This window comes from Microbacterium sp. LjRoot45 (assembly GCF_964253325.1).
Taxonomy (GTDB): Bacteria; Actinomycetota; Actinomycetes; order Actinomycetales; family Microbacteriaceae; genus Microbacterium.
Map to the genome: position 1 here is coordinate 1,746,636 of NZ_CAXUQM020000001.1, position 19,631 is coordinate 1,766,266.

General features: G+C 69.4%; 23 protein-coding genes, 2 tRNA genes and 1 other RNA gene. 8 read left to right on the forward strand and 18 right to left on the reverse strand.

What is annotated here, in order from left to right; genetic code table 11:
* Window positions 1-15: 15 nt before the first annotated feature.
* A tRNA-Lys gene (locus tag ACSQ18_RS08285) sits at window positions 16-88 on the reverse strand.
* 95 nt (window positions 89-183) lie between these two features.
* On the opposite strand from ACSQ18_RS08285, the gene ACSQ18_RS08290 reads away from it, so the two are divergent.
* From ACSQ18_RS08290 to ACSQ18_RS08300, 3 genes are read left to right on the forward strand one after another with little or no spacing between them, the layout of a single operon-like run.
* Window positions 184-1,008 (forward strand): inositol monophosphatase family protein, encoded by an 825-nt coding sequence (locus tag ACSQ18_RS08290; RefSeq protein WP_436036707.1) that lies wholly within the window; start codon window positions 184-186, stop codon window positions 1,006-1,008.
* 13 nt (window positions 1,009-1,021) lie between these two features.
* Window positions 1,022-1,621 (forward strand): hypothetical protein, encoded by a 600-nt coding sequence (locus ACSQ18_RS08295; protein WP_436036708.1) that lies wholly within the window; start codon window positions 1,022-1,024, stop codon window positions 1,619-1,621.
* A 17-nt stretch (window positions 1,622-1,638) separates the two neighbouring features.
* Window positions 1,639-2,967, forward strand: coding sequence for a flavin monoamine oxidase family protein (locus tag ACSQ18_RS08300; protein WP_436036709.1), 1,329 nt, complete (start codon window positions 1,639-1,641; stop codon window positions 2,965-2,967).
* Window positions 2,968-3,273: 306 nt separating this feature from the next.
* On the opposite strand, the gene ssrA is transcribed toward ACSQ18_RS08300, so the two are convergent.
* Window positions 3,274-3,647, reverse strand: a transfer-messenger RNA (tmRNA) gene (gene ssrA, locus ACSQ18_RS08305).
* A gap of 119 nt (window positions 3,648-3,766) precedes the next feature.
* Between ssrA and ACSQ18_RS08310 the strand changes: the two genes are divergently transcribed.
* Window positions 3,767-4,432: an SIMPL domain-containing protein gene (locus ACSQ18_RS08310; protein WP_436036710.1), complete on the forward strand. Its 666-nt coding sequence runs from the start codon at window positions 3,767-3,769 to the stop codon at window positions 4,430-4,432.
* A 3-nt stretch (window positions 4,433-4,435) separates the two neighbouring features.
* Here ACSQ18_RS08310 and smpB read toward each other — a convergent pair whose 3' ends face one another.
* The 8 genes from smpB to prfB form a co-directional block, all read right to left on the reverse strand.
* Window positions 4,436-4,912: an SsrA-binding protein SmpB gene (gene smpB, locus ACSQ18_RS08315; protein WP_301040243.1), complete on the reverse strand. Its 477-nt coding sequence runs from the start codon at window positions 4,910-4,912 to the stop codon at window positions 4,436-4,438.
* 68 nt (window positions 4,913-4,980) lie between these two features.
* Window positions 4,981-5,895, reverse strand: coding sequence for a permease-like cell division protein FtsX (gene ftsX / locus ACSQ18_RS08320; RefSeq protein WP_436036711.1), 915 nt, complete (start codon window positions 5,893-5,895; stop codon window positions 4,981-4,983).
* On the reverse strand, window positions 5,892-6,896 hold the full coding sequence (gene ftsE, locus ACSQ18_RS08325; protein WP_436036713.1) for a cell division ATP-binding protein FtsE: 1,005 nt from the start codon (window positions 6,894-6,896) through the stop codon (window positions 5,892-5,894). Before ftsE ends, ftsX begins: the two co-directional genes overlap by 4 nt.
* Before the next feature lie 70 nt (window positions 6,897-6,966).
* Window positions 6,967-7,698 (reverse strand): anti-sigma factor domain-containing protein, encoded by a 732-nt coding sequence (locus ACSQ18_RS08330; protein ID WP_436036714.1) that lies wholly within the window; start codon window positions 7,696-7,698, stop codon window positions 6,967-6,969.
* Window positions 7,685-8,269, reverse strand: a complete 585-nt coding sequence (locus tag ACSQ18_RS08335) for an RNA polymerase sigma factor (RefSeq protein WP_436036715.1) — start codon at window positions 8,267-8,269, stop codon at window positions 7,685-7,687. Before ACSQ18_RS08335 ends, ACSQ18_RS08330 begins: the two co-directional genes overlap by 14 nt.
* Window positions 8,270-8,274: 5 nt before the next feature.
* Window positions 8,275-8,928: a class F sortase gene (locus ACSQ18_RS08340; protein ID WP_436036716.1), complete on the reverse strand. Its 654-nt coding sequence runs from the start codon at window positions 8,926-8,928 to the stop codon at window positions 8,275-8,277.
* Entirely contained in the window at window positions 8,925-9,752 is an 828-nt protein-coding gene (locus ACSQ18_RS08345; RefSeq protein ID WP_436036717.1) for a DUF4397 domain-containing protein, read from the reverse strand. Before ACSQ18_RS08345 ends, ACSQ18_RS08340 begins: the two co-directional genes overlap by 4 nt.
* Before the next feature lie 115 nt (window positions 9,753-9,867).
* Window positions 9,868-10,977 carry a peptide chain release factor 2 gene (prfB, locus tag ACSQ18_RS08350; RefSeq protein WP_144808082.1) on the reverse strand — a complete coding sequence of 370 codons (1,110 nt, stop codon included), beginning with the start codon at window positions 10,975-10,977 and terminating at the stop codon, window positions 9,868-9,870.
* 73 nt (window positions 10,978-11,050) lie between these two features.
* Between prfB and ACSQ18_RS08355 the strand changes: the two genes are divergently transcribed.
* Window positions 11,051-12,310: an MFS transporter gene (locus ACSQ18_RS08355; protein WP_436038408.1), complete on the forward strand. Its 1,260-nt coding sequence runs from the start codon at window positions 11,051-11,053 to the stop codon at window positions 12,308-12,310.
* Window positions 12,311-12,331: 21 nt separating this feature from the next.
* On the opposite strand, the gene ACSQ18_RS08360 is transcribed toward ACSQ18_RS08355, so the two are convergent.
* The 7 genes from ACSQ18_RS08360 to ACSQ18_RS08390 are packed head-to-tail and all read right to left on the reverse strand — an operon-like array spanning window position 12,332 to window position 16,702.
* The gene (locus ACSQ18_RS08360; protein ID WP_436036718.1) at window positions 12,332-12,754 is read right to left on the reverse strand and encodes a pilus assembly protein TadG-related protein; all 423 of its coding nucleotides are present in this window, start codon (window positions 12,752-12,754) and stop codon (window positions 12,332-12,334) included.
* Window positions 12,751-13,203: a TadE/TadG family type IV pilus assembly protein gene (locus tag ACSQ18_RS08365; RefSeq protein WP_436036719.1), complete on the reverse strand. Its 453-nt coding sequence runs from the start codon at window positions 13,201-13,203 to the stop codon at window positions 12,751-12,753. Before ACSQ18_RS08365 ends, ACSQ18_RS08360 begins: the two co-directional genes overlap by 4 nt.
* Complete coding sequence (locus tag ACSQ18_RS08370; RefSeq protein WP_436036720.1) at window positions 13,175-13,567, reverse strand: TadE/TadG family type IV pilus assembly protein; 393 nt, start codon at window positions 13,565-13,567, stop codon at window positions 13,175-13,177. The genes ACSQ18_RS08365 and ACSQ18_RS08370 overlap by 29 nt, the downstream gene beginning before the upstream one ends.
* A gap of 2 nt (window positions 13,568-13,569) precedes the next feature.
* Window positions 13,570-13,758 (reverse strand): hypothetical protein, encoded by a 189-nt coding sequence (locus ACSQ18_RS08375; RefSeq protein WP_436036721.1) that lies wholly within the window; start codon window positions 13,756-13,758, stop codon window positions 13,570-13,572.
* 24 nt (window positions 13,759-13,782) lie between these two features.
* Window positions 13,783-14,691 (reverse strand): type II secretion system F family protein, encoded by a 909-nt coding sequence (locus tag ACSQ18_RS08380; RefSeq protein WP_436036722.1) that lies wholly within the window; start codon window positions 14,689-14,691, stop codon window positions 13,783-13,785.
* Window positions 14,688-15,545 (reverse strand): type II secretion system F family protein, encoded by an 858-nt coding sequence (locus ACSQ18_RS08385; RefSeq protein WP_436036723.1) that lies wholly within the window; start codon window positions 15,543-15,545, stop codon window positions 14,688-14,690. The genes ACSQ18_RS08380 and ACSQ18_RS08385 overlap by 4 nt, the downstream gene beginning before the upstream one ends.
* Window positions 15,542-16,702, reverse strand: coding sequence for a CpaF family protein (locus tag ACSQ18_RS08390; RefSeq protein ID WP_436036724.1), 1,161 nt, complete (start codon window positions 16,700-16,702; stop codon window positions 15,542-15,544). The genes ACSQ18_RS08385 and ACSQ18_RS08390 overlap by 4 nt, the downstream gene beginning before the upstream one ends.
* 199 nt (window positions 16,703-16,901) lie before the next feature.
* Here ACSQ18_RS08390 and ACSQ18_RS08395 point away from each other — a divergent pair, with 199 nt between their 5' ends.
* The 3 genes from ACSQ18_RS08395 (at window position 16,902) to ACSQ18_RS08405 (ending at window position 18,719) form a co-directional block, all read left to right on the forward strand.
* Window positions 16,902-17,726, forward strand: a complete 825-nt coding sequence (locus ACSQ18_RS08395) for a formate/nitrite transporter family protein (RefSeq protein WP_436036725.1) — start codon at window positions 16,902-16,904, stop codon at window positions 17,724-17,726.
* A 59-nt stretch (window positions 17,727-17,785) separates the two neighbouring features.
* Window positions 17,786-17,867: transfer RNA gene (locus tag ACSQ18_RS08400), tRNA-Leu, on the forward strand.
* Between the two features lie 78 nt (window positions 17,868-17,945).
* Window positions 17,946-18,719, forward strand: a complete 774-nt coding sequence (locus ACSQ18_RS08405; RefSeq protein ID WP_436036726.1) for a DedA family protein — start codon at window positions 17,946-17,948, stop codon at window positions 18,717-18,719.
* Window positions 18,720-18,752: 33 nt separating this feature from the next.
* Here ACSQ18_RS08405 and ACSQ18_RS08410 read toward each other — a convergent pair whose 3' ends face one another.
* Entirely contained in the window at window positions 18,753-19,628 is an 876-nt protein-coding gene (locus tag ACSQ18_RS08410) for a Ku protein (RefSeq protein WP_436036727.1), read from the reverse strand.
* Between the last annotated feature and the right edge of the window lie 3 nt (window positions 19,629-19,631).

The following is a 19,631-nucleotide window of genomic DNA, read 5'->3' on the forward strand; positions in this document are numbered from 1 at the left end:
GGGGCCTTCCGCCTGTGCACCCCCTGGGACTCGAACCCAGAACCCACTGATTAAGAGTCAGTTGCTCTGCCGATTGAGCTAGAGGTGCAGGCTGCTCGCCATGAGGCGAACCGAGGGTCAACGTTACCATCCCGATGCCGTCTCTCGCCAATCGAGGCGGGAACGCCGCGTATCCTGGATGCCGTGACCTCCCCCACTTCGACGCCCTCCTGGAACGCGCCGTACACCGGGGACTTGTCCGACGATCTGGCGCTCGCCCTGCGGCTGGCCGACGCGGCCGACGCGGCAGCCATGGCACGGTTCGATGCGCGCGATCTCGACGTGCGCGTGAAGGCCGACGACACCCACGTGACCGAGGCCGATCTCACGACCGAGGAGGCGATCCGCGCGATCCTCGGCGCGGAGCGCCCCGACGACGGCGTGCTGGGTGAGGAGTTCGGATCGAGCGGGGCGAATCGCCGGCAGTGGATCGTCGATCCGATCGACGGCACCGCGAACTACCTCAAGGGCATCCCCATGTGGACGACGCTGATCGCCCTCGCGATCGACGGTGTCCCCCGCGTGGGCGTCGCCAGCCAGCCCGCCCTCGGCCGCCGCTGGTGGGCGGCATCCGGTCTCGGCGCGTGGACGGACACGCCGTCGGGTCCGCGCCGGCTGCGGGTGTCGACCGTCTCGGACATCGCCTCGGCGAGCGTGAGCTTCCAGAGCATCACGCAGTGGGACGACGTCGGGCGCGTCGACGATCTCCTGCGCCTCACCCGGGCGGCGTGGCGCGATCGGGGCTACGGAGATGCGTGGCCGTACATGCTGCTCGCCGAGGGACGGCTGGAATTCGTCGCCGAGTTCGATGTCAAGGAGTACGACATCGCCGCGCTCGTTCCCATCGTCACGGAGGCCGGCGGCCGTTTCACCGACATCGACGGCGCAGACTCTCTGACCTCCCGGTCGTCGTTGGCCACCAACGGCATCCTCCACGAAGATTTCCTCTCCCTCATCCGCCCCCGCTGACCCGGAGCACGCCTTGACCGTTCGTCGCTCGCCCCGCCTCGCCCTGACGACCCTGCTCACTCTCACCGTCGCGTTCGCCGCGGCCGGGTGCGCGCCGACGCCCTCTGGAACCCCGGCCGACCCGGGTGCACAGCCGTCGGCTCCCGCGGGCCCCACCGAACCGGGTTCGACGCCGACGCCCACGGTCACCGTGCCCGCCGTCGACCCCGCCGACGTCACGTGCGAGAACCTGATCGGCGCCGACCTGGTCGAAGAGCTCACCGACCAGGGATGGACGCCGCGCGAAGACCCGTTCATCATCGGCGATCTGGAACTGGCCGACGGCACGTCGTGCACGTGGGGCGACTTCGAGCAGGCCACCGGCGACGACCTGCTGCTCTTCGGCTGGTCGCCCATCACCGCGGACGAGGCGTCCTCCGTGCAGGCCGCGCTCGAGTCCGAGGGATGGCTACGCGAAGAGGGCACAGAGGGCGTCTACCTCACGGAGGATCCGTCTCAGGCGATCGCCGTCGACGAGGACGGGTACGGTATGACCTACCTCTTCGGCGACGGGTGGGTCACCGTCTCCGACACCAAGCAGGGACTGATCCTCATCGAGCGCCCGGGCGCCTGACGACGAAAGCGGGAATCATGGAGCGCTACGACACGGTCGTCGTGGGCGCGGGGGTGGCCGGCCTGACAGCGGCGAGGCTCCTCGTCGCGGAGGGCCGACACGTTCTCGTCCTCGAGGCACGGGACCGCGTCGGGGGTCGCGTGTGGAGCGACCGCACGGGGTCGCAGGTCATCGACCGCGGTGCGTCGTGGATCCACGGGATCACGGACAGCCCGGTGGCGGCGGCAGCGGATGCCTTCGGCATGCGGACGATGGAGTTCACGGTCGGCGGGTACCAGCCCGACAGCCGCCCCATCGCCTACTACGGTCCCGACGGGCGACGGCTGTCCGACGCGGCCGCACAGCAGCACATCGCCGACATCCACGCCGTCGACGAGACTCTCGCGCGGGTGATCGCCGAATCGCCGGACGATGCCTCGTACCGCGATGTCACGGAGACCGCGCTCGCGCAGCAGCCGTGGGATGCCGAACGCCTCCAGCGCGTGCGGGAGTACCTCGAGCACCGCAGCGAGGAGCAGTACGGCGCCTGGATCGAGGACCTCGCGGCCCACGGACTGGACGACGACGAGATCGACGGGGACGAGGTCGTCTTCCCCGACGGGTACGATCGCCTTCCCGCTGCCCTCGCGGACGGTCTCGACGTGCGGCTGCGCAGCGTCGTGACGCGCATCGCCTGGTCGGAGGACGGCGTCACGGTGCGCGTCGGCGGCACCGACTTTTCGGCGGCCACCGCCGTGGTCACCGTCCCCGTGGGCGTCCTGCAGTCGGGCGCCCTGGAGATCGTCCCCTCGCTGCCCGACGAGGTCGCCCAGCCCCTCTCGCGGCTGCGAATGAACGCGTTCGAGAAGGTCTTCCTCTCCTTCCCCGAGACGTTCTGGGACGACGACGTGTACGCGATCCGCCAGCAGGGCGCCGACAGCCGCGCCTGGCACTCGTGGTACGACCTGACGGCTCTCCACGGCATCCCGACCCTGCTCACGTTCGCGGCGGGTCCGACCGCGCGGGAGTTCCGCGACCGGAGCGAAGCGGAGGTCGCGGCGGCAGTGATGGTGCAGCTGCGTCGGCTGTACGGCGAACGTGCGGTGGAACCGGATGCCGTCGTCGTCACCGACTGGCAGGACGATCCGTTCAGTCACGGTTCCTACGCCTACATGACCGTCGGTTCGACCACCGACGACCACGATGCCCTCGCAACGCCGGTGGGCGGCGTGCTGCATCTGGCCGGCGAGGCGACATGGACCGACGACCCGGCAACGGTGACCGCGGCGATGATGTCGGGCCACCGTGCGGCCTCTCGCATCGCGGGTCGTAATGTGCCGATCGAGGGGCTCTGGAGCTCACACTGAGCACACTGCTCACATCGGGCCCCGCCGCCTCGGCGTGTCACTCATTTCGACACGGTAAGCGCATGCTCTAGCGAAAAGTCGCTAGTTAGGCTAACTTCCTTTTCACGGGTACCAGTCCCCCACTCAGCGACACCCCCCAGTCGCGCGGACCCGCTCGAGCCCTCGCCTCCTTCTGCGCGAGGGCTCGATCCGCGTCCGGTGCCGAGCGATGAACTACCTCCGCACGAGGCGGCGGGCACGCCGCAACGACAGAGGCCCGAGCACCGCGCGTGGGCGCGGCCTCGGGCCTCTTGCGGTGACAGTGAATCGTGGAGATGGGGGGAATCGAACCCCCGTCCATCGCTGAAAAGCGGCGTCTTCTCCGGGCGCAGTCTGTGAAGTTCGTTCTGCTCGGCCCCAACCCTTGGTCACAGACACCCGAGTTGACGAGCCCAGTCCGGGAAGAGTCCCACGCGACGTCCGGACGCCGTCGCGCAGCAAGATCCCTTAGATGACGCCAGGGAACGTGACGGGATCAGTCACGCACTGACGGACTCGGGCTCGCTGCTCAGGCAGCGAGGGCGAAGTCGGACTGCTTCTTTTCGGCAGTTATTGTTTCGCAGAGATCGTTTACGAGATAACCCTGCATCCTCGGCCCGCTTCCCGCAGCAACGCAGGCGATGTCGAAACCGATCATCCCCGGAGCGCCGTGAGGCAGACCACTGTCACCCTGTGGAGTTGTCACCCGGGTGCGAGCACCCGAGCATTACAGCCTACAACATCCCCTCATCCCTCACCATTCCCCCGTAGAGTCGGCGCCATGAGCGAAGTGATCATCACCGTCCGCGGCGAGAACGAGAGCCGCGTCGCACCCGAACGGGCCGTCGCCCACGTCTCCGCCGCCGCCGACGGACCGCACCGGGGTGCCGTCGTCGAACGCATCTCCGCCCTGGCCACGCCGGTGCGCGACGACCTCGCTCGAGGCAAGGATGCCGGCACAGTCGCGGACTGGTCGAGTCAACGCGTCTCGGTGTGGTCGGATCGGCCGTGGAACAGCGACGGGAAACAGCTCGACCTCGTGCACCACGCTTCGCTCGAGATCACGGCGACGTTCACCGACTTCACGGTGCTGTCCGACTGGCTCAACGACGTCGCCGCCCGCGACGGACTGCAGGTGGGCGCGGTGGAGTGGCTGCTGTCCCCCGAGACGCGGGCGCGGGTGGAACGCGACGTGGCGACGGCAGCCGTGTCGGTCGCGGTCGAACGCGCCGGTGCGTACGCCGCGGCTCTGGGCCTGCGCACGGTCGCGCCCCTCGAGATCGCCGACCTCGGCCTTCTCACGGGCGGCGCCGAATCCTCTCCCGCCCCTCGCATGTACGCGAAGGCTGCGATGGCGATGGATGCCGCGGGCGGACCCGCCGTCGACTTCCAGCCCGACGATATCGTCGTGTCCGCCGCCGTCGAAGCGCGCTTCCGCGCGAGTTGACGGTCAGTCGCCGAGGCGGTTCTTCGTGCGCATGGCCCGCTCGGCCTCGCGCTTGTCCTCACGCTCGCGAATCGTCTGCCGCTTCTCGAACTCGCGCTTGCCCTTCGCGACAGCGATCTCGACCTTCGCGCGACCGTCGCTGAAGTAGAGCTTCAGCGGGACGAGGGTGTAGCCGCCCGCGCTGATCGCGTGGGAGAGCTTGACGATCTCGTCCTTGTGGAGCAGCAGCTTGCGCGTGCGCTTGGCGGAGTGATTCGTCCAGTGCCCCTGCGAGTACTCCGGGATGTTCACGGCATCCAGGTAGGCCTGCCCCCCGTCGATGTACGCGTAGCCGTCGCTGAGGTTCGCCCGCCCCTGCCGCAGCGATTTCACTTCGGTGCCGGTGAGCACGAGCCCCGCCTCGTAGGTCTTCTCGATGGCGTACTCGTGGCGCGCGCGACGGTTGGTCGCGATGACCTTCTCCCCGCGTTCCCTGGGCATGACGTTCTCCTCGTGATCGGATGCCGTGCAGTGTCCTCGAGAGGAAGACGGCAGCCGTCCAGACTATCTCACGCGCGCAACCAGCGGCGGATCGCGAAACCGGCGGATGCGGCGGCGAGCACGAGGCCGATGATGATGAGCGAAGGGATCACGACCGCGGCATCCCGCATCCCCACCCACGACGTGATGAAGTCGACGCGATCGCGGAGGTACCCGTTGATCCCGAAATGGATGCCGGCGACGATCGCCAGGCTCGCCAGCACCGACCCGATGAGCGCCGCGAACATGCCCTCCAGGATGAACGGCGTCTGGATGAAGCGGTTGGAGGCGCCGACGAGTCGCATGATGCCGAGCTCTCGGCGTCGCGCGTACGCGGAAAGGCGGATCGTGGTGGCGATCAGGAGGACGGCGGCGATCAGCATGAGGACGGCGATGCCGATCGCGATGTAGGTGGCGACGGTGAGCGCGGAGAACAGCGGATCGAGGTACTGCATCTGGTTCTGGACAGCATCGACGCCCGCCATGCTGCGGAACGCCTCCTCGATCACATCGGCGCGTGTGGGGTCGACCAGGTTGATGCGGAACGCCTCGTTCATCTGGTCTTCCGTGACGAACTCGGCGTAATCCTCGCCGTAGAGGTCGAGCACCGCCTGATAGGCCTGTTCGCGCGACTCGAAGTCGTAGCTGCGCACGACCGTCTGCAGCGCCGGGCTGTCGAGTTTCTCCTTGACAGCGAGGATCTGATCGTCGCTCGCGACGCCGTCGGTGCAGTTCGGGCCCGAGGAGATCGAGCTGCAGAGGAACACGGCGACCTGAGCACGCTCGACCCAGTAGCCCTGCATCTTGACGATCTGCATCTGCATGAGCATCGCCGCACCGACGAAGGTCAACGATACGAACGTCACGAGGATGACCGAGATCACCATGGACGCGTTGCGTCGCAGCCCCGTGAGCGCCTCGCCGAGGATCAGTCCGACTCTCACGTCGTGGGCCCCACTTCGTCGTCCGGCTCGTCTGCGAGGCCGAGTCGGTCCGCCGCTCCGAGTCCTCCCCCGAGTCCGAGCTCGGAGAGGTCGACCTCGGGGGCGGCGATCTGAATGGGGCGCGTGGACGGGTCGGGTTCCGCCGCAGCCGGCGTCGTCAGTTCCGCCGCAGCCGCCGGTCGCTCGGCGACCGGATCGGGCATCGGCGCCGGGGCGGGCTGCGCGGCGATCTCACGCTGCAACTGCAGGACGGCGGTGAGAGCGGCTGTCGCGGCGGCGCCCCTCTCCTCCTGAGGTGCGAGGCTGGGGATCGCCGAGGTGTCGCCGTACCCGCCGTGGCGGTCGTCGCGCACGAGCACGCCGCCGCGAAGCTCGATGACGCGGCGCTGCATCTCGTTCACGAAGCCTGCCTCGTGGGTAGCCATGACGACGGTCGTGCCACCGGCGTTGATCCGCGCGAGCAGTTGCATGATGTCGACCGAGGTCGCCGGGTCGAGGTTTCCCGTCGGCTCGTCGGCCAGCAGGATCTGCGGCCGGTTCACGAGCGCCCGTGCGATCGCGACGCGCTGCTGCTCACCGCCGGAGAGCTCGTGCGGCAGCCGCTTGTCCTTGCCCTCGAGCCCGACGAGCGCGAGAACCTCGGGCACGGTCTGCTGGATGAACGCGCGCGACGATCCGATGACCTGGAGCGTGAAGGCGACGTTCTGGAACACGGTCTTGCCGGGGAGGAGCCGGAAGTCCTGGAAGACCGACCCGACGTGCCGACGGAAGTACGGCACCTTCCGCGTGGACAGGGTGCGCAGGTCGCGCCCGAGCACGACGACGCGACCGTCGCTCGGACTGTCCTCCCGCAGGATGAGCCGGAGACACGAGGACTTCCCCGAGCCGGACGCGCCCACGAGGAAGACGAATTCGCCGCGCTGGACCTCGAAACCGACGTCGTTCAGCGCCGGCTTGTTCGTCCCGCGGTACTTCTTGGTGACGTGCTCGAACCGGATCATGACCCGTCGAGCCTAAGCGCGGCGGGTGAGGATGCCGGATACGACACCCCCACGCGCGCGGAACGCCGGCTCACGAACTCTCGAGCTGCCCTCGCACGATGGAATCGCCTGAGTGGGTGTGGTCGCCGTCGTCGGGCTCCTGCGAGATGTCGACGACACTGAAACGCGCCGTATCGACATCGGCAGGGATGGTGAACGACCCGGTCGTGCCATCGAGGATGCCGAGACTCACGAGATCGGACCCGTCGGGCGTGAGCAGCCACACTTCGCGGTGGCCGGTGTCGGCGAGGTCCGCGTCGAGGTCGACGATGACGCGCTCCACTCCGTCGGACTCGCGCTCGAGGGTCGCACTTCCGCGCGCCCCGGGATGATCGGGGAACGCGTCGAGGGTCGCCGTCGCGATATCGATCGGTCGCGGAGTGATGAGCGTGACAACGAGCACGACCACGGCCGCCGTGGCCACGAGTCCTCCCGCGAGCACCGCGAGGCGACGGGACAGTCGCGCGCGCCGTGGTGCGCGGTGCACGCGGCCTCGCCCTTCGTCGCGGTCGAGGCGGGGGTCGGTCGGGTCGGCATCGGTCCGGTCGGCGGCGATCTCACGGGCCACCGCATCCCACACGTGGGCGGCGGGCGTAGCCAGCCCGGCGCGGTGCGCCCCGCGGGCGACCGTCACGGTCTGCTCGAGAGCGGCGAGTTCGTCGGCGCACGTCGCGCACTGCGACAGGTGTGCAGCGGCGTCGGCATCCAGAGCGAGGTCGCCGAGGGCGGCCATGGCCAGGTCGTCGGGGTCAATATGCGACATGGGTGCCCTCCCATCTCTTCCGCAGTCTTTGGAGGCTTCTTCTCACGTGGCTTTTCACGGTTCCCAGCGGCATGTCCAGCCGCTCCGCGATCTGGGCGTGGGTGAGGTCATCATAGAAGGCGAGTCTCACGACCGCCTGGGCGTCGGGTTCGAGTTGCTCGATCTCGTGCGCCACCATGATGGCATCCGTGGGATCGGGGGCGGGCTCGATCTCGGGATCGGCATGCGCCTTGAGCGCGTCGAGCACACGATGGTCCCGGGCCCGTCGACGGTGCGCGTCGGCGATCCGCCGGCGGGCGATCGCGACGAGCCACGTCGGGAGCGACGCCTTGGCGGGGTCGAAGGTGCTGCGGGCGCGCCACGCGGACACGAACGTCCATTGGGTCACGTCCTCCGCTTCGGAGACGTCGCCCAGCGAACGGAGCGCGATCGTGTAGACGAGACGCGACCACCGGTCGTACACCTGCTTCAGCACCCGCTCGTCCGCCGTCGCGAACACGAACCCGAGGTGCTGCTCCTCTGCGTCGTCGATGACGCTCTCCTCCCGGGGCTCTGTGTATACGAGGGTCATCGGTCTCACCCCTCGGGGCGGGCGACCGCGACCACGTTGTCACTGTACGTCCTCGTGGCCTCATCGAACGAGCCGCCGCACGTGATGATCACGAGGGAGGACTCGCCGGAGCGCGAGAAGAGGTCTTCGACGGGCAGTTCCGCGCGCGGGATGTAGCGGACGGAGACGACGGTGAAGTCGGTCGTCTCGCCGTCCTCATCGCGCACCTGCACCTTCGCGCCCTCGTCGAGGTCGCGGAGCTGTGCCAGCGGACCGATGCCGAGCACGCGCGAGTCGACGTGGGCGGCGATCACCGCGGAGCCCTCGTCGGCGCCGGGGGTCGGGCCGTAGCGGTACCAGCCGGCGACGGCCGGGTTCTCGGGGATCTCCATGGAGCCGTCGTCCTGCACTCCCACCGGCTTCACCCGGAGGTCCGCATCGATAGCGGGGATACGGAGCTCGACCGGCCGGGCCGACGCGTCGACGGGTGCGAGCGTCGCCTGCGCAACCGGCACGTCGACGGCGGGTGTCGGCCGCTCCGTCGCCACTGCCTGGGGGACGCCCGCTCCCCCGACCGCCTGCTCCCCCGCCGTGGGGGCGGCGGGGGAGCAGGCGGTGAGCAGCGACACGATCACGACGACGCCGATGGCGATCGCCCCACTCGTGCCGCGGCGGTTCATCGGGAGCGGTTCACCGCGGCGCGGCGCACGGCGACGATGACGAGGGCGGCGAGCAGCAGGCCCGCACCACCGAGGACGACCGGCATCCACACGTCTCCGCGGTTCTCCGCGGCGAGTCCGGCCGAACCGGTGTTCACCCCGTCGGGGTTGGAGTGGAGACCGTCGATCGTCTGTGCGGCGATCGCGAGGTTGCCGTCTTCGGCGCTGCCCCACGCGTAGACGATCGTCAGGGTGCCGTCGGCGATCTCGACGTCTGTGGGTCCGAGCACGGGGTCGGTGGTCCCGGCCAGGGCGACCGACGCCGACACGGTGCCGGCAGGCAGGTCGAGCGTCGCCTCGTCAGGGTTCACCAGGCCCTCGATCACGGGGCTGTCACCGGCGAGCACGTCCACGGCGGGAGCGGCCGCCACGTGACGGACCGTCAGGCGGCCTTCGCCGGCGGCGGTCTCGGAGGTGTCGTTCGTGAACAGCTTGGCCGTGGGCTCGCCGTCTTCGGTGAGGTGCGCGACCGCCGTGTAGGACATGCCGCCTTCGAGCGTCAGGGTGATTGGTCCGAGCACAGGGTCGGAGTCGTCGGCGGCGTCCGTCGCGGTGAGGGCCACGTCGTAGTCCCCCGCGGGCAATTCCAGCGGCCCGGCGAGGTCGCCCGGCTGGAAGTCATCGAGCGTGAGGTCACCGTTGACGTAGACATCCACGGGGGTGTCGGGGATGCCGTGCAGCACCGACAGAGTGGCGTCGTCCGAAGTTGCTGCGGTAGCGGGAGCAGCGACGGTCACCGCCGCGAGCCCTGCGACGGCGAGGCCGACGAGAATCCTGGATCGCATGTCCTTCTCCTTCCGTGCGACGCGCCGATCGCGTCGTCATGGATGTATTCGTGCGAATACTCGGAGATGGATGCAGCCGGTCGAAGAAATTCTTCAGCGCATCGAGGAAAGAGGGTCAGTCGTCGCTTTTGCGCTTGCGCCAGCGGATGCCGGCCGCGATCAGACCGTCGAGATCACCGTCGAACACCGACGCGGGGTTTCCCACTTCGTAGCCGGTGCGGAGGTCCTTCACGAGCTGCTGGCCGTAGAGGAAGTACGACCGCATCTGGTCGCCCCAGCTCGCGGTGATGACGCCGGCGAGTTCCTTCTTCTTCGCTGCTTCCTCTTCCTTCTGGAGCAGCATGAGGCGCGTCTGGAGCACGCGCATGGCGGCGGCGCGGTTCTGGATCTGGCTCTTCTCGTTCTGCATCGAGACGACGATCCCCGTGGGGATGTGGGTGATGCGCACGGCCGAGTCGGTGGTGTTGACCGACTGGCCGCCGGGACCGGAGCTGCGGAAGACGTCGACGCGGATGTCGCCCTCGGGGACTTCGACCTCCTGGGCCTCCTCCATCACGGGGATGACCTCGACGGCCGCGAAGCTCGTCTGGCGCTTGTCGGCGGAGCCGAACGGGCTGATGCGGGCCAGGCGATGCGTACCGGCTTCCACGGAGAGCGTGCCGTACGCGTACGGGGCGTCGATCTCGAACGTGGCCGACTTGATGCCCGCGCCTTCGGCGTAGGAGGTGTCCATGACCTTGACGGGGTACTTGTGGCGCTCGGCCCAACGCAGGTACATGCGCAGCAGCATGTCGGCGAAGTCGGTGGCGTCGTCGCCGCCGGCGCCCGAGCGGATCGTGACGACCGCGGCACGCGCGTCGTACTCGCCGTCGAGGAGCGTCTGCACCTCGAGCTGGCCGATCGTCTCCTGGAGGCTCGCGAGTTCGGCACGCGCCTCGGCGGCGGAGTCCTCGTCCTCCATCTCGTTGGCGAGTTCGATGAGCACGTCGAGGTCGTCGAGTCGCTGACCGACGTCGCTGATGCGCTTCAGCTCCGACTGACGGTGGCTGAGGGCGCTGGTGACCTTCTGCGCCTTCTCGGGGTCGTCCCAGAGGTCGGGGGCGCCGGCCTCTTCGGAGAGTCGCTCGATCTCCGAGCGGAGCGCGTCGACGTCGACCACCGCCTGGATGTCGGCGAAGGTGGAGCGGAGGGCCTGGATGTCGGCGGACAGATCGAGTTCGAGCATGGCATCCCCAGACTAACGTGGAAGGGTGACCCCCGACGCCTCCCCCGATCCCGGAGAGGCCCCGATCGGACGGATGCTGTGGCGCCTCGCGCCGATGATCTACGGACCCACCGTGCTGTTCGCGGTCGGCGAGGGCGCCGTGATCCCCCTACTGCCGGTGCTGGCGGCGGCTCTCGGCGCGGACGTGCCGACCGCCGCCCTCGTGGCATCCGCTCTCGTCGTCGGTCAGCTGTGCGGCAACCTCCCCGCCGGCTGGGCGGTCGCACGCATCGGTGAGCGCGTGACGATGGCGATCGGCGGCGCGGTGGCGCTCCTCGGCGCCGCGGGCCTCGCGTTCGCCCCCAATCTCGCGGTGCTCGCGGCATCCGTTTTCGTCATCGGGCTGAGCGCGGCCGCTTTCGGCCTCGCGCGTCACTCCTTCATGACGACGCGTGTGCCGCTGACGTTCCGGGCGCGGTCTCTGTCGCTCCTGGGCGGCACGTTCCGCCTCGGCATGTTCGTCGGTCCGTTCCTGGCCGCCGCTCTGCTGGGCGTCTTCGGTGACCTGCGCGCGACGATCTGGTTCTTCGGCGGATGCCTCGTGGCGACGATCGCGCTCGTCCTCCTCGGACCCGATCCGGAGGTCGAGGCTGCCGCTGCGAGCCGGTCGGCCGCGCGCGCCAACCGCGACGTCGAGGAGCGCGAGGACACGGGAGAGCCCGTGACCGGCGCGATCCCCACGCGGCGAGAGCCGGGGACGGGCGTGATCCGGACGATGTGGCGGCATCGGGGCGTGCTGTCTCGGCTCGGGGTCGCCGCGGCGTCGCTGTCGGCGGTGCGGTCGGCCCGTCAGGTGGTGCTGCCGCTGTGGGGCGTGTCGATCGGGCTCGACGCGCAGACGATCGCGCTCGTCGTGGGTGTGTCGGGGGCGATCGACTTCGCCCTGTTCTATGCGAGCGGTCAGGTGATGGACCGCTTCGGCCGGTTGTGGGCGGCGCTGCCGGCAATGCTGCTGATGGGCCTCGGTTTCATCGCGCTGTCGTTCACCCACGACGGCGACCAGGCGGCGATGTGGTTCGCTCTCTTCGCCGCCGTGCTCGGGGTCGGGAACGGGCTGTCGAGCGGCATCCTGCTCACGCTCGGCGCCGATGCCGCCCCGCAATCGGATCCGGCCGCATTCCTCGGGTCGTGGCGCACGCTCACGGATGCGGGAGGTGCCCTGGCCCCGCTCCTCGTGTCGGCGGTCGCCGCGGTGTTCTCCCTCTCGATCGCCACGGGGCTCATGGGCGCCGTCGGACTGCTCGGCGCCGCCGCGTTCGCGCGCTGGGTGCCGAGGTTCGTGCCGCGGAGCTAGCTGATCTCCGGGAGCCGGCCGTCATCCGAGCGCCGTGCGCGACGTCGCCGTCGCCTCGACCGGCAGCCCGTCGGGGACGAACAGCGTGACGACGGGCGGTCGCCACTGCAGTCGCACCGTGACGCGCGCCGACACCCCGTCGGGGGTTCCCGCATCGACGAGCGTCACCCCCGGCAGCTCTCCGACGAGCGCCGCCGCTTGTTCGTGAACGTTCGCATCGGTCAGCCGCGCGACCGGCTCGCCGCCCACCACCGTGAGGGCGAATCCGTCGGCGCCCGCGAGCGCCGCGGCGTCGGCGGCGGCATCCGCACGCTTCTGCGCGAGATAGAGACTCGTGGCATCCGCGCAGATCAGGACGAGCACCAGCGCCAGCACTGCGTAGCCGAGCGTGAGCAGGAGCGCCGTGCCGTCTTCGCCGCTCACGACGCGCCGCGCAGTCTTCACCCCGCGCTCCACAGCCTCAACATCTTCTGAACGCTCGTCGCCTCCACAGCGACCCTGGCCTGTTCCCGCGCTCCGAACACGTCGGGCACGAGCGGGAGGGCAACGCGCACCCTGACCGTGACGACGAGGGTCGCGCCCGCGGACGGGCATCGCGCCGTCGTCGGTCGACAAGCGATGTCGACCTCCAGCTCCTGTCGGTCGATGCCGTATTCGGCGGCGACCGTCCGCGCCGTCTGCTCGGCGCGCTCGCGGGCCTGCTCCGCGTCCTGGGCCGCGGCCACCCCGCGCGCGATCTGGCGTGACGCCGTCTCGGCAGCGAACGACCCGGATTGGATCTGCCCGAGTGCGATCACGAGATAGACGATCGGCACCAAGAGGATCAAGCCGACGAGGAGGAACTCCACCGCTGCCGCTCCCCCGTCATCCCGCCAGGCTTTCGCGCGGCGCACGGGCGGTCACCTCCCATCCGGCAGGGACGCCGAAGATGCCGACGAGAGGGAGGGTCGCCGTCACCGACACTTCGACTTCTTCGCGCCCCTCGGCTCCGACCAGCGCAGCGGATGCCGCGACGCCGTACCCGTCTCCGATCGCACGTTCCACGACGGCGACGGCACGTGTGGCGCCTTCGCGGACGTCCACATCGGCCAGAGCCGCGTGGAACGCACCCTCCACCGCGGCGTCGTGAACGACATTTCGGAGGTACACGGTGAGAGCGAACTGCAGCACTCCCAGGGTCAGCGCGGTGAGCAGAAGTCCCACGAGGAGGAACTCGACAGCGCTCGATCCGCGATCCTCGCGCAGCAGACCACGCACCGTCAGAAGCCCGAGACGCGCCCGATGGCCTGCTCGAAGAGCTGCGCCAGCGCGGGACCCGCGAGCGCCCAGATCGCCACGACGAGTCCCGCCGTCATGAGGGTCACCAGCACCCAACCGGGCACATCGCCTCGCTCATCGCGGATCAGGGTTCGGCCTGTGCGCGCTCGGGGCGTCAGATGGGACGTCATTCTCTTTCCTTTCGATGGGATGGATCAGGGCGTGCCGAGTCGGAGCATGACAACCCCGGGGAACACGGCGAACAGGACGGAGAGCGGAAGCAGCAGGAAGACGAGCGGGAGGAGCATCACGATCTCCTTGCGTCCGGCGAGTTCGATCAGTGCCCGCTTGGCCTCGTCGCGGGCGTCGCCCGCTTGCTCCTGCAATACCTGAGCGAGCGGCGCACCCCGGTCGATCGCGGCGACGACATGATCGATCGAGCGCGCGAGCGCAGGCGAGTCGAGGCGGGCACTCACCGACTGGAGCGCCTCCGCGAGGCTCGACCCTGTGCCGCTCTCGAGCACGGCGCGGCGCAGCTCGGCGGTCAACTCACCCGTGCCGACATCGCCCACCCGTCGTAGCGCGTCGCGCAGGCCCTCGCCTGCCGCCAGGCAGAGAGCGAGGAACTCCAGCACGGTGGGAAGCTCCTCCTCGATGCGCCGCCGACGGCGCCGGACGGCGCGCGTCAGATGAGCGTCGTGCGCCACGACGGCGCAGACCGCACACGCGAGCGGGAGGAGGGCAGTGGCCGCGGTCACGCCGGAAAGCACTGCCAGCACGAGCGCGGCGAGGGCCCCTCCCACGAGCCCACCGACCGCCCACCCGAGAGCGTGCGCCCGGTGAGTGACGGCACCGTACGTCCGCCCCGCGTGCGCCAGCCGGCGCTCTACTCCGCTGGCCCGGGCGCCGAGCAGATGGAGGACGAGCGCGCGCAGACCACGACCGGGGAGGCGGGCGGGCGGGGTGAGTCCACGAGGATCGCTGACGTCGCGGACATACGGGGCAATGCGGTTCGCCAGGGCCGGCGCCGCCCAGCGCGCGTGACGAGAGGTCAGGAGGAGCACGCCGCCCGCCAACGCGACACCCGCGACGATCGCGACGGCGAGATCGGACAGCACACTCACCCGAACCACCTCTGCGGTTCGGGAAGACGACCCCACCGCATCATCAGGCGATACGCGACCACCGACACGGCTGCCCCCGAGACGACGAGGACCATGCCTTCCGCGGACGCATAGGCCTGCATCCCCTCCGGTCTCGTGGCCAAGAGGCCCAGCACCACCCACGGCGCGACGACGCCCAGGACGGCCGCCCCTCTGATCCAGGACTGCCGCGCCTCCACCTCACCGCGCACCGCGGAATCTGCCCGAACTGATGCGGCCAACGCCCGAAGTACGGGTGTGAGTTCCGTGCCGCCGACCTGACGCGCCATCCGCAAGGTCTCCACGATCCGGTCGGCCACCGGATCACCCAGCGCCGACTTCAGGCGCAGGGCGGCGGAGTCGAAGTGTCCCGATGCGGAGATGTCGGAGGCGAAGCGGGCGAATGCGGGCCGGAGCGGAGGCGGTCCGGCGACAGCGAGCGCCGACACGGCCTCAGGAAGCGACATCCCCGCCCGGACGGATGCCACGAGGAGTTCGCACACGTCTGGCCAGAGCAGTCTGCGCGCCCGACGCAGCCGCCGCGCTCGCGTGCGCACCCAGGAGAAGGGAGCGGCGACCCCGACCAGCATGGCGAGCCCTGCGACGACGACGAGGCCCGTCGCGAGCCAGACGACCGCGCCGCACGCGAGCGAACTGAGTCCCGCGACAATCGGCAATCGGGCCGTCGGGGCGTGGGCGAATCCCGCCGCGTCGAGGAGCTTGCGCAGCCGCCCTTCGCGTCGTCCGCCACGCTGCGACACACCCGCCGGCCACAGCCACGGAGCCAGCGACAGCAGGATTCCGCCGGCGAGCATCGCCCCCGCGAGAGGGATCATCCGCGTCCTCTTCCGTAGAGCGGACGCGTCGAGACGGTCCCCGTCTGCACCTCACCGGTGACCTCCGCGACCTCGGCCACGACCCTCCGCCCGTCCGCGAGCCGATGGCAGTGGACGACGAGGTCGACGGATGCCGCGATGGCGGGCAGCACGAAGCCGGTGTCGATGTTCCGCCCCGCCAGTAGCGGAAGGGCGGCGAGTTTGCGGATCGCTTCCGCCGCAGAGTTCGCGTGGATCGTCGCGGCACCCGGAATACCGGTGTTCAGCGCCAGGAGGAGATCGAGTGCTTCCGCGTCGCGTACCTCGCCGATCACGAGCCGATCCGGCCGCATGCGCAACGCCTCCTTGACGAGGCGTCGCAGCGTCACCTCCCCCGTGCCCTCCAGGCTGGGCTGGCGCCCCTGCAGCGCAACGGTGTCGAGCGCCCCGACGGCGAGTTCGAAGGTCTCCTCGACCGTCACGATCCGCTGATGAGCTGGACACGCTCCGAGCAGCGCCGACAGCAGAGTCGTCTTGCCCGCATGGGTGGCGCCGGAGACGAGGACGCTTCGACCGGCCGCCATCGCGGAGACGAGGAGGTGTGCCACGTCGGAGGGCAGGGATCCGGCCTCGACGAGATCGGCGAGCGTGCGGCGATGCGGCACGAACTTGCGGATATTGACGGACCAGTGCGCCCGGGTGATGTCGGGGATCACGACGTGCAGGCGCGAGCCGTCGGGGAGCGATGCGTCGACGAACGGATGGCTGAGATCGACGCGACGACCGGTGGTGTGCAGCATCCGCTCGACGAGGTCGCGGACTGCTTCGGTGGTGAGGGTGACCGGCACTCGCTCGCTGCGCCCGTCGCGCGCGCAGAACACGCGGTCGGGGGCGTTGATCCAGATCTCCTCGACCGACGGATCTTCCAGAAGGTGTTGGAGAGGGCCGAGACCGGCGATCACCGCGAGCACCTCGCGGGCGACGACGTCCTCGTCCAGGATGAGCGCATCTCCGCGCGCCGGGGCGAAGTCGTTGTGTCGGCGGACCTCCGCGGTGACGAGCTGCGTCGCACGTGCCGGATCACGCGAGGGATCGATCTGCTCGGCCCGGAGCCGGTCCTGAACCCGGGCCGCGACCTCGCGTGTCACGGCATCGGCAGCGTCGAGGGCAGAGGGCATGCCTGGCATCCTCGCCGCCGTGGACGCATTGACGTGCGACTTGTCCACAACGCATTCATGCTCCGCTCTACGTACATGTGCATGAACGCGTTCCGAACAGTGGCCGGACCCATTTTCCCTGCCCGGACGTCGGCAGGGCGTCGTGCGCGCCCGGTAGATTCGCCTCGGCGGACGCGGATCCGCGGAAGGAGCGGGTGCGATGCTCAGCATCCCCGAAGCGCTCGACGTGCAGGCGGATGCCGCCGTCCACAAGGTCGAGGCGGTCGGTTCCCCCGGACGGTTCCTCGTGTCCGGCATGCTCGCCGGTGCCTACATCGGCATCGGCGTCGTGCTCATGGTGGCGACCGCCGGGCCGCTCATCGAAGCGGGAACCGGCCTCGGCAAGCTCGTGAGCGGGGTCGTCTTCGGCGTCGCGCTCACGCTCGTCGTCTTCGCCGGCGGCGACCTCGCCACGTCCGCGATGATGGTGCTCCCCCAGGGAGCCCTCATGCGCGCCATCCGCCCCTGGCCCGCGCTCGGTACGCTCCTGGCCACCGTCGCGGCGAACCTCGTCGGAGCCCTGCTGTTCGCGGCCCTCATCGTCGTGTCCGGCGTGCTCCACAGCAACGCGCCCGCCGGAGCCATGCTGCAGGACATGCTCACCGCCAAAGCCCACGAGGGCCCGGCGGAGCTTTTCGTCCGCGGCATCCTGTGCAACCTGCTCGTCTGCCTCGCCATCTGGATGGCGTCGCGCGTCACCACCGAGATCGCGAAGATCGTGCTCATCTTCGCCGCGATCCTCGCCTTCATCAGCTCCGGCTTCGAGCACGTCGTCGCCAACATGACGACCTACGGCATCGGGCTCTTCGGCGGTTACGCGGATGCCACAGTCGCGCTGTTCGCGACGAACGTGCTGTGGGTGGGACTCGGCAACCTCGTCGGCGGCGGCCTGTTCGTGGGCGTCGCGTACTGGGTCGTCGGCGGCTCCCCTCGCCGCGCCCGCGTCGACGCTCCCGGCGCGCCCGCGGCGTCGACTCTGCACTGAGCTTCACACCTCGACTCGGCGCGGATTCGGAGGTTCCCGTCGGTAGACTGAAGCGGCCCGCGGGAGTGGTGAAACTGGCAGACACGCAGGATTTAGGTTCCTGTGCCGAAAGGCGTGTGGGTTCAAGTCCCACCTTCCGCACGGCCGACGGCGTCGAGAGTTCCCTCACGGCACCCCGGACACCTATCCGCCGACCGACGACCGACCGACGGGACTCTCGTGCACTCCATCGCTCTCATCCCCTGGCTCGACCCGACCGCCATCATCGAGGCCGCCGGCCCGTGGGCACTGCTCGTGGTGTGCTTCATCGTCTTCGCCGAGACGGGCCTGCTGGTCGGCTTCCTCCTGCCGGGCGACACTCTGCTCATCATCTCGGGCCTGCTCACGCACACGAACGAGATCTTCGGCGTCAACATCTGGGTCGTCTCGCTGCTGATCGCCCTCGCCGCCTTCGTCGGCGGTGAAGTGGGCTATCTCATCGGCCACAAGGGCGGACCGGCGATCTTCGAGCGGAAGGAATCGGGCCTCTTCAGCCGCAAGAACGTCGAACGCACCAACGCGTTCTTCGAGCGCTACGGCGGCCTCACGATCATCCTCGCGCGATTCGTGCCCATCGTCCGCACGTTCGCTCCCGTCGCCGCGGGCGTCGGTCACATGCCGTGGCGGCGCTACAGCCTCTACAACTTCATCGGCGCGATGATCTGGGGCTTCGGGCTCACGATGGTCGGCTTCCTCGTCGGGTACATCCCGTGGGTCGCCCACATCGTCACCGAGTACATCGACATCATCCTCCTCGTGGCCGTCGGCGGCACCGCGCTCGTCACGCTCTGGCACTACTTCAGCGAGCGCCGCAAGGTGCGCAAGGAAGCGGCTGCCGGCGGCGACGTCGTGGTCGACGCGGCCGAGGCTCAGGAACTCGTCCTCGACCCCGAGGTGTTCGATCGCGAGCCCGACCTCGGCGGTCACGACGGTGAGGACCGTCCGCGAGACTGAGGCCACCCCGGCGGCAGCCCGAGCGGCAGTCGCTCAGGACGCTTTCGACGCCTTCTTCGCGGGCTTCTTCTTCTCCGGCGCGGACTCGCTCGGCTCCTTCGCGTCGTCCGACGCTCCGCGGGCCGCACGACTGCGTTCGACGCTCGCGCGCAGCGCGGCCATGAGGTCGATGACTTCGCCGCCGCTCTCGGCATCCTCGGTCCGCCCGAAGGTCTCCGACGTGTCGAGCGCATCGCCCTTCTCGAGTTTCGCGTCGATGAGCGTGCGCAGTTCCTCCTGGTACTCGTCGGTGAAGGCGGTCGGGTCGAAGTCGTTCGAGAAGCTCTCGACGAGGGATGCCGACAGCTCCAACTCCTTGGCGGAGATCTTGACCGGCTCATCCAGCCCCGAGAACGCTGCTTCGCGCACCTCGTCGGCCCACAGGAGCGTCTGCAGCACCAGCACGTCACCTCGCACTCGGAGCGCCGCCAGCCGCGTCTTCTGACGCAGCGAGAAGCGCACGATCGCGGTGCGGTCGGTCTGCTCCAGCGTCTTGCGGAGCAGCACGTAGGCCTTGGGCGACTTCGAGTCCGGCTCGAGGTAGTAGGCCCGGTCGAGTGTGAGCAGATCGATCTGCTCCGAGGGCACGAACTCGACGACGTCGATCTCGCGGCTCCGTTCGGCGGGAAGCGATGCGATGTCGTCCTTCGTGAGCACGACGGTCCGCTCCCCGTCGTCGTAGGCCTTGTCGATGTCGGCGAACGGCACCACTTCGCCGTCGATCTCGCAGATCCGCTGGTAGCGGATGCGTCCACCGTCTGCCGCATGCACCTGGTGCAACGGCACGTCGTGATCCTCCGTCGCCGAATACACCTTCACGGGCACGTTCACAAGGCCGAAGGTCAGGGCACCCTTCCAGATGGATCTCATTCC

Bases quoted from the DNA above. Each gene is read 5' to 3' on its own strand.
- ACSQ18_RS08300 (WP_436036709.1), top strand. From the start codon at position 1,639: ATGGAGCGCTACGACACGGTCGTCGTGGGCGCGGGGGTGGCCGGCCTG.
- ACSQ18_RS08310 (WP_436036710.1), top strand. From the start codon at position 3,767: ATGAGCGAAGTGATCATCACCGTCCGCGGCGAGAACGAGAGCCGCGTC.
- smpB (WP_301040243.1), bottom strand. From the start codon at position 4,912: ATGCCCAGGGAACGCGGGGAGAAGGTCATCGCGACCAACCGTCGCGCG.
- ftsE (WP_436036713.1), bottom strand. From the start codon at position 6,896: ATGATCCGGTTCGAGCACGTCACCAAGAAGTACCGCGGGACGAACAAG.
- ACSQ18_RS08330 (WP_436036714.1), bottom strand. From the start codon at position 7,698: ATGTCGCATATTGACCCCGACGACCTGGCCATGGCCGCCCTCGGCGAC.
- ACSQ18_RS08335 (WP_436036715.1), bottom strand. From the start codon at position 8,269: ATGACCCTCGTATACACAGAGCCCCGGGAGGAGAGCGTCATCGACGAC.
- ACSQ18_RS08340 (WP_436036716.1), bottom strand. From the start codon at position 8,928: ATGAACCGCCGCGGCACGAGTGGGGCGATCGCCATCGGCGTCGTCGTG.
- ACSQ18_RS08345 (WP_436036717.1), bottom strand. From the start codon at position 9,752: ATGCGATCCAGGATTCTCGTCGGCCTCGCCGTCGCAGGGCTCGCGGCG.
- prfB (WP_144808082.1), bottom strand. From the start codon at position 10,977: ATGCTCGAACTCGATCTGTCCGCCGACATCCAGGCCCTCCGCTCCACC.
- ACSQ18_RS08355 (WP_436038408.1), top strand. From the start codon at position 11,051: ATGCTGTGGCGCCTCGCGCCGATGATCTACGGACCCACCGTGCTGTTC.
- ACSQ18_RS08375 (WP_436036721.1), bottom strand. From the start codon at position 13,758: ATGACGTCCCATCTGACGCCCCGAGCGCGCACAGGCCGAACCCTGATC.
- ACSQ18_RS08385 (WP_436036723.1), bottom strand. From the start codon at position 15,545: ATGATCCCTCTCGCGGGGGCGATGCTCGCCGGCGGAATCCTGCTGTCG.
- ACSQ18_RS08390 (WP_436036724.1), bottom strand. From the start codon at position 16,702: ATGCCCTCTGCCCTCGACGCTGCCGATGCCGTGACACGCGAGGTCGCG.
- ACSQ18_RS08395 (WP_436036725.1), top strand. From the start codon at position 16,902: ATGCTCAGCATCCCCGAAGCGCTCGACGTGCAGGCGGATGCCGCCGTC.
- ACSQ18_RS08410 (WP_436036727.1), bottom strand. From the start codon at position 19,628: ATGAGATCCATCTGGAAGGGTGCCCTGACCTTCGGCCTTGTGAACGTG.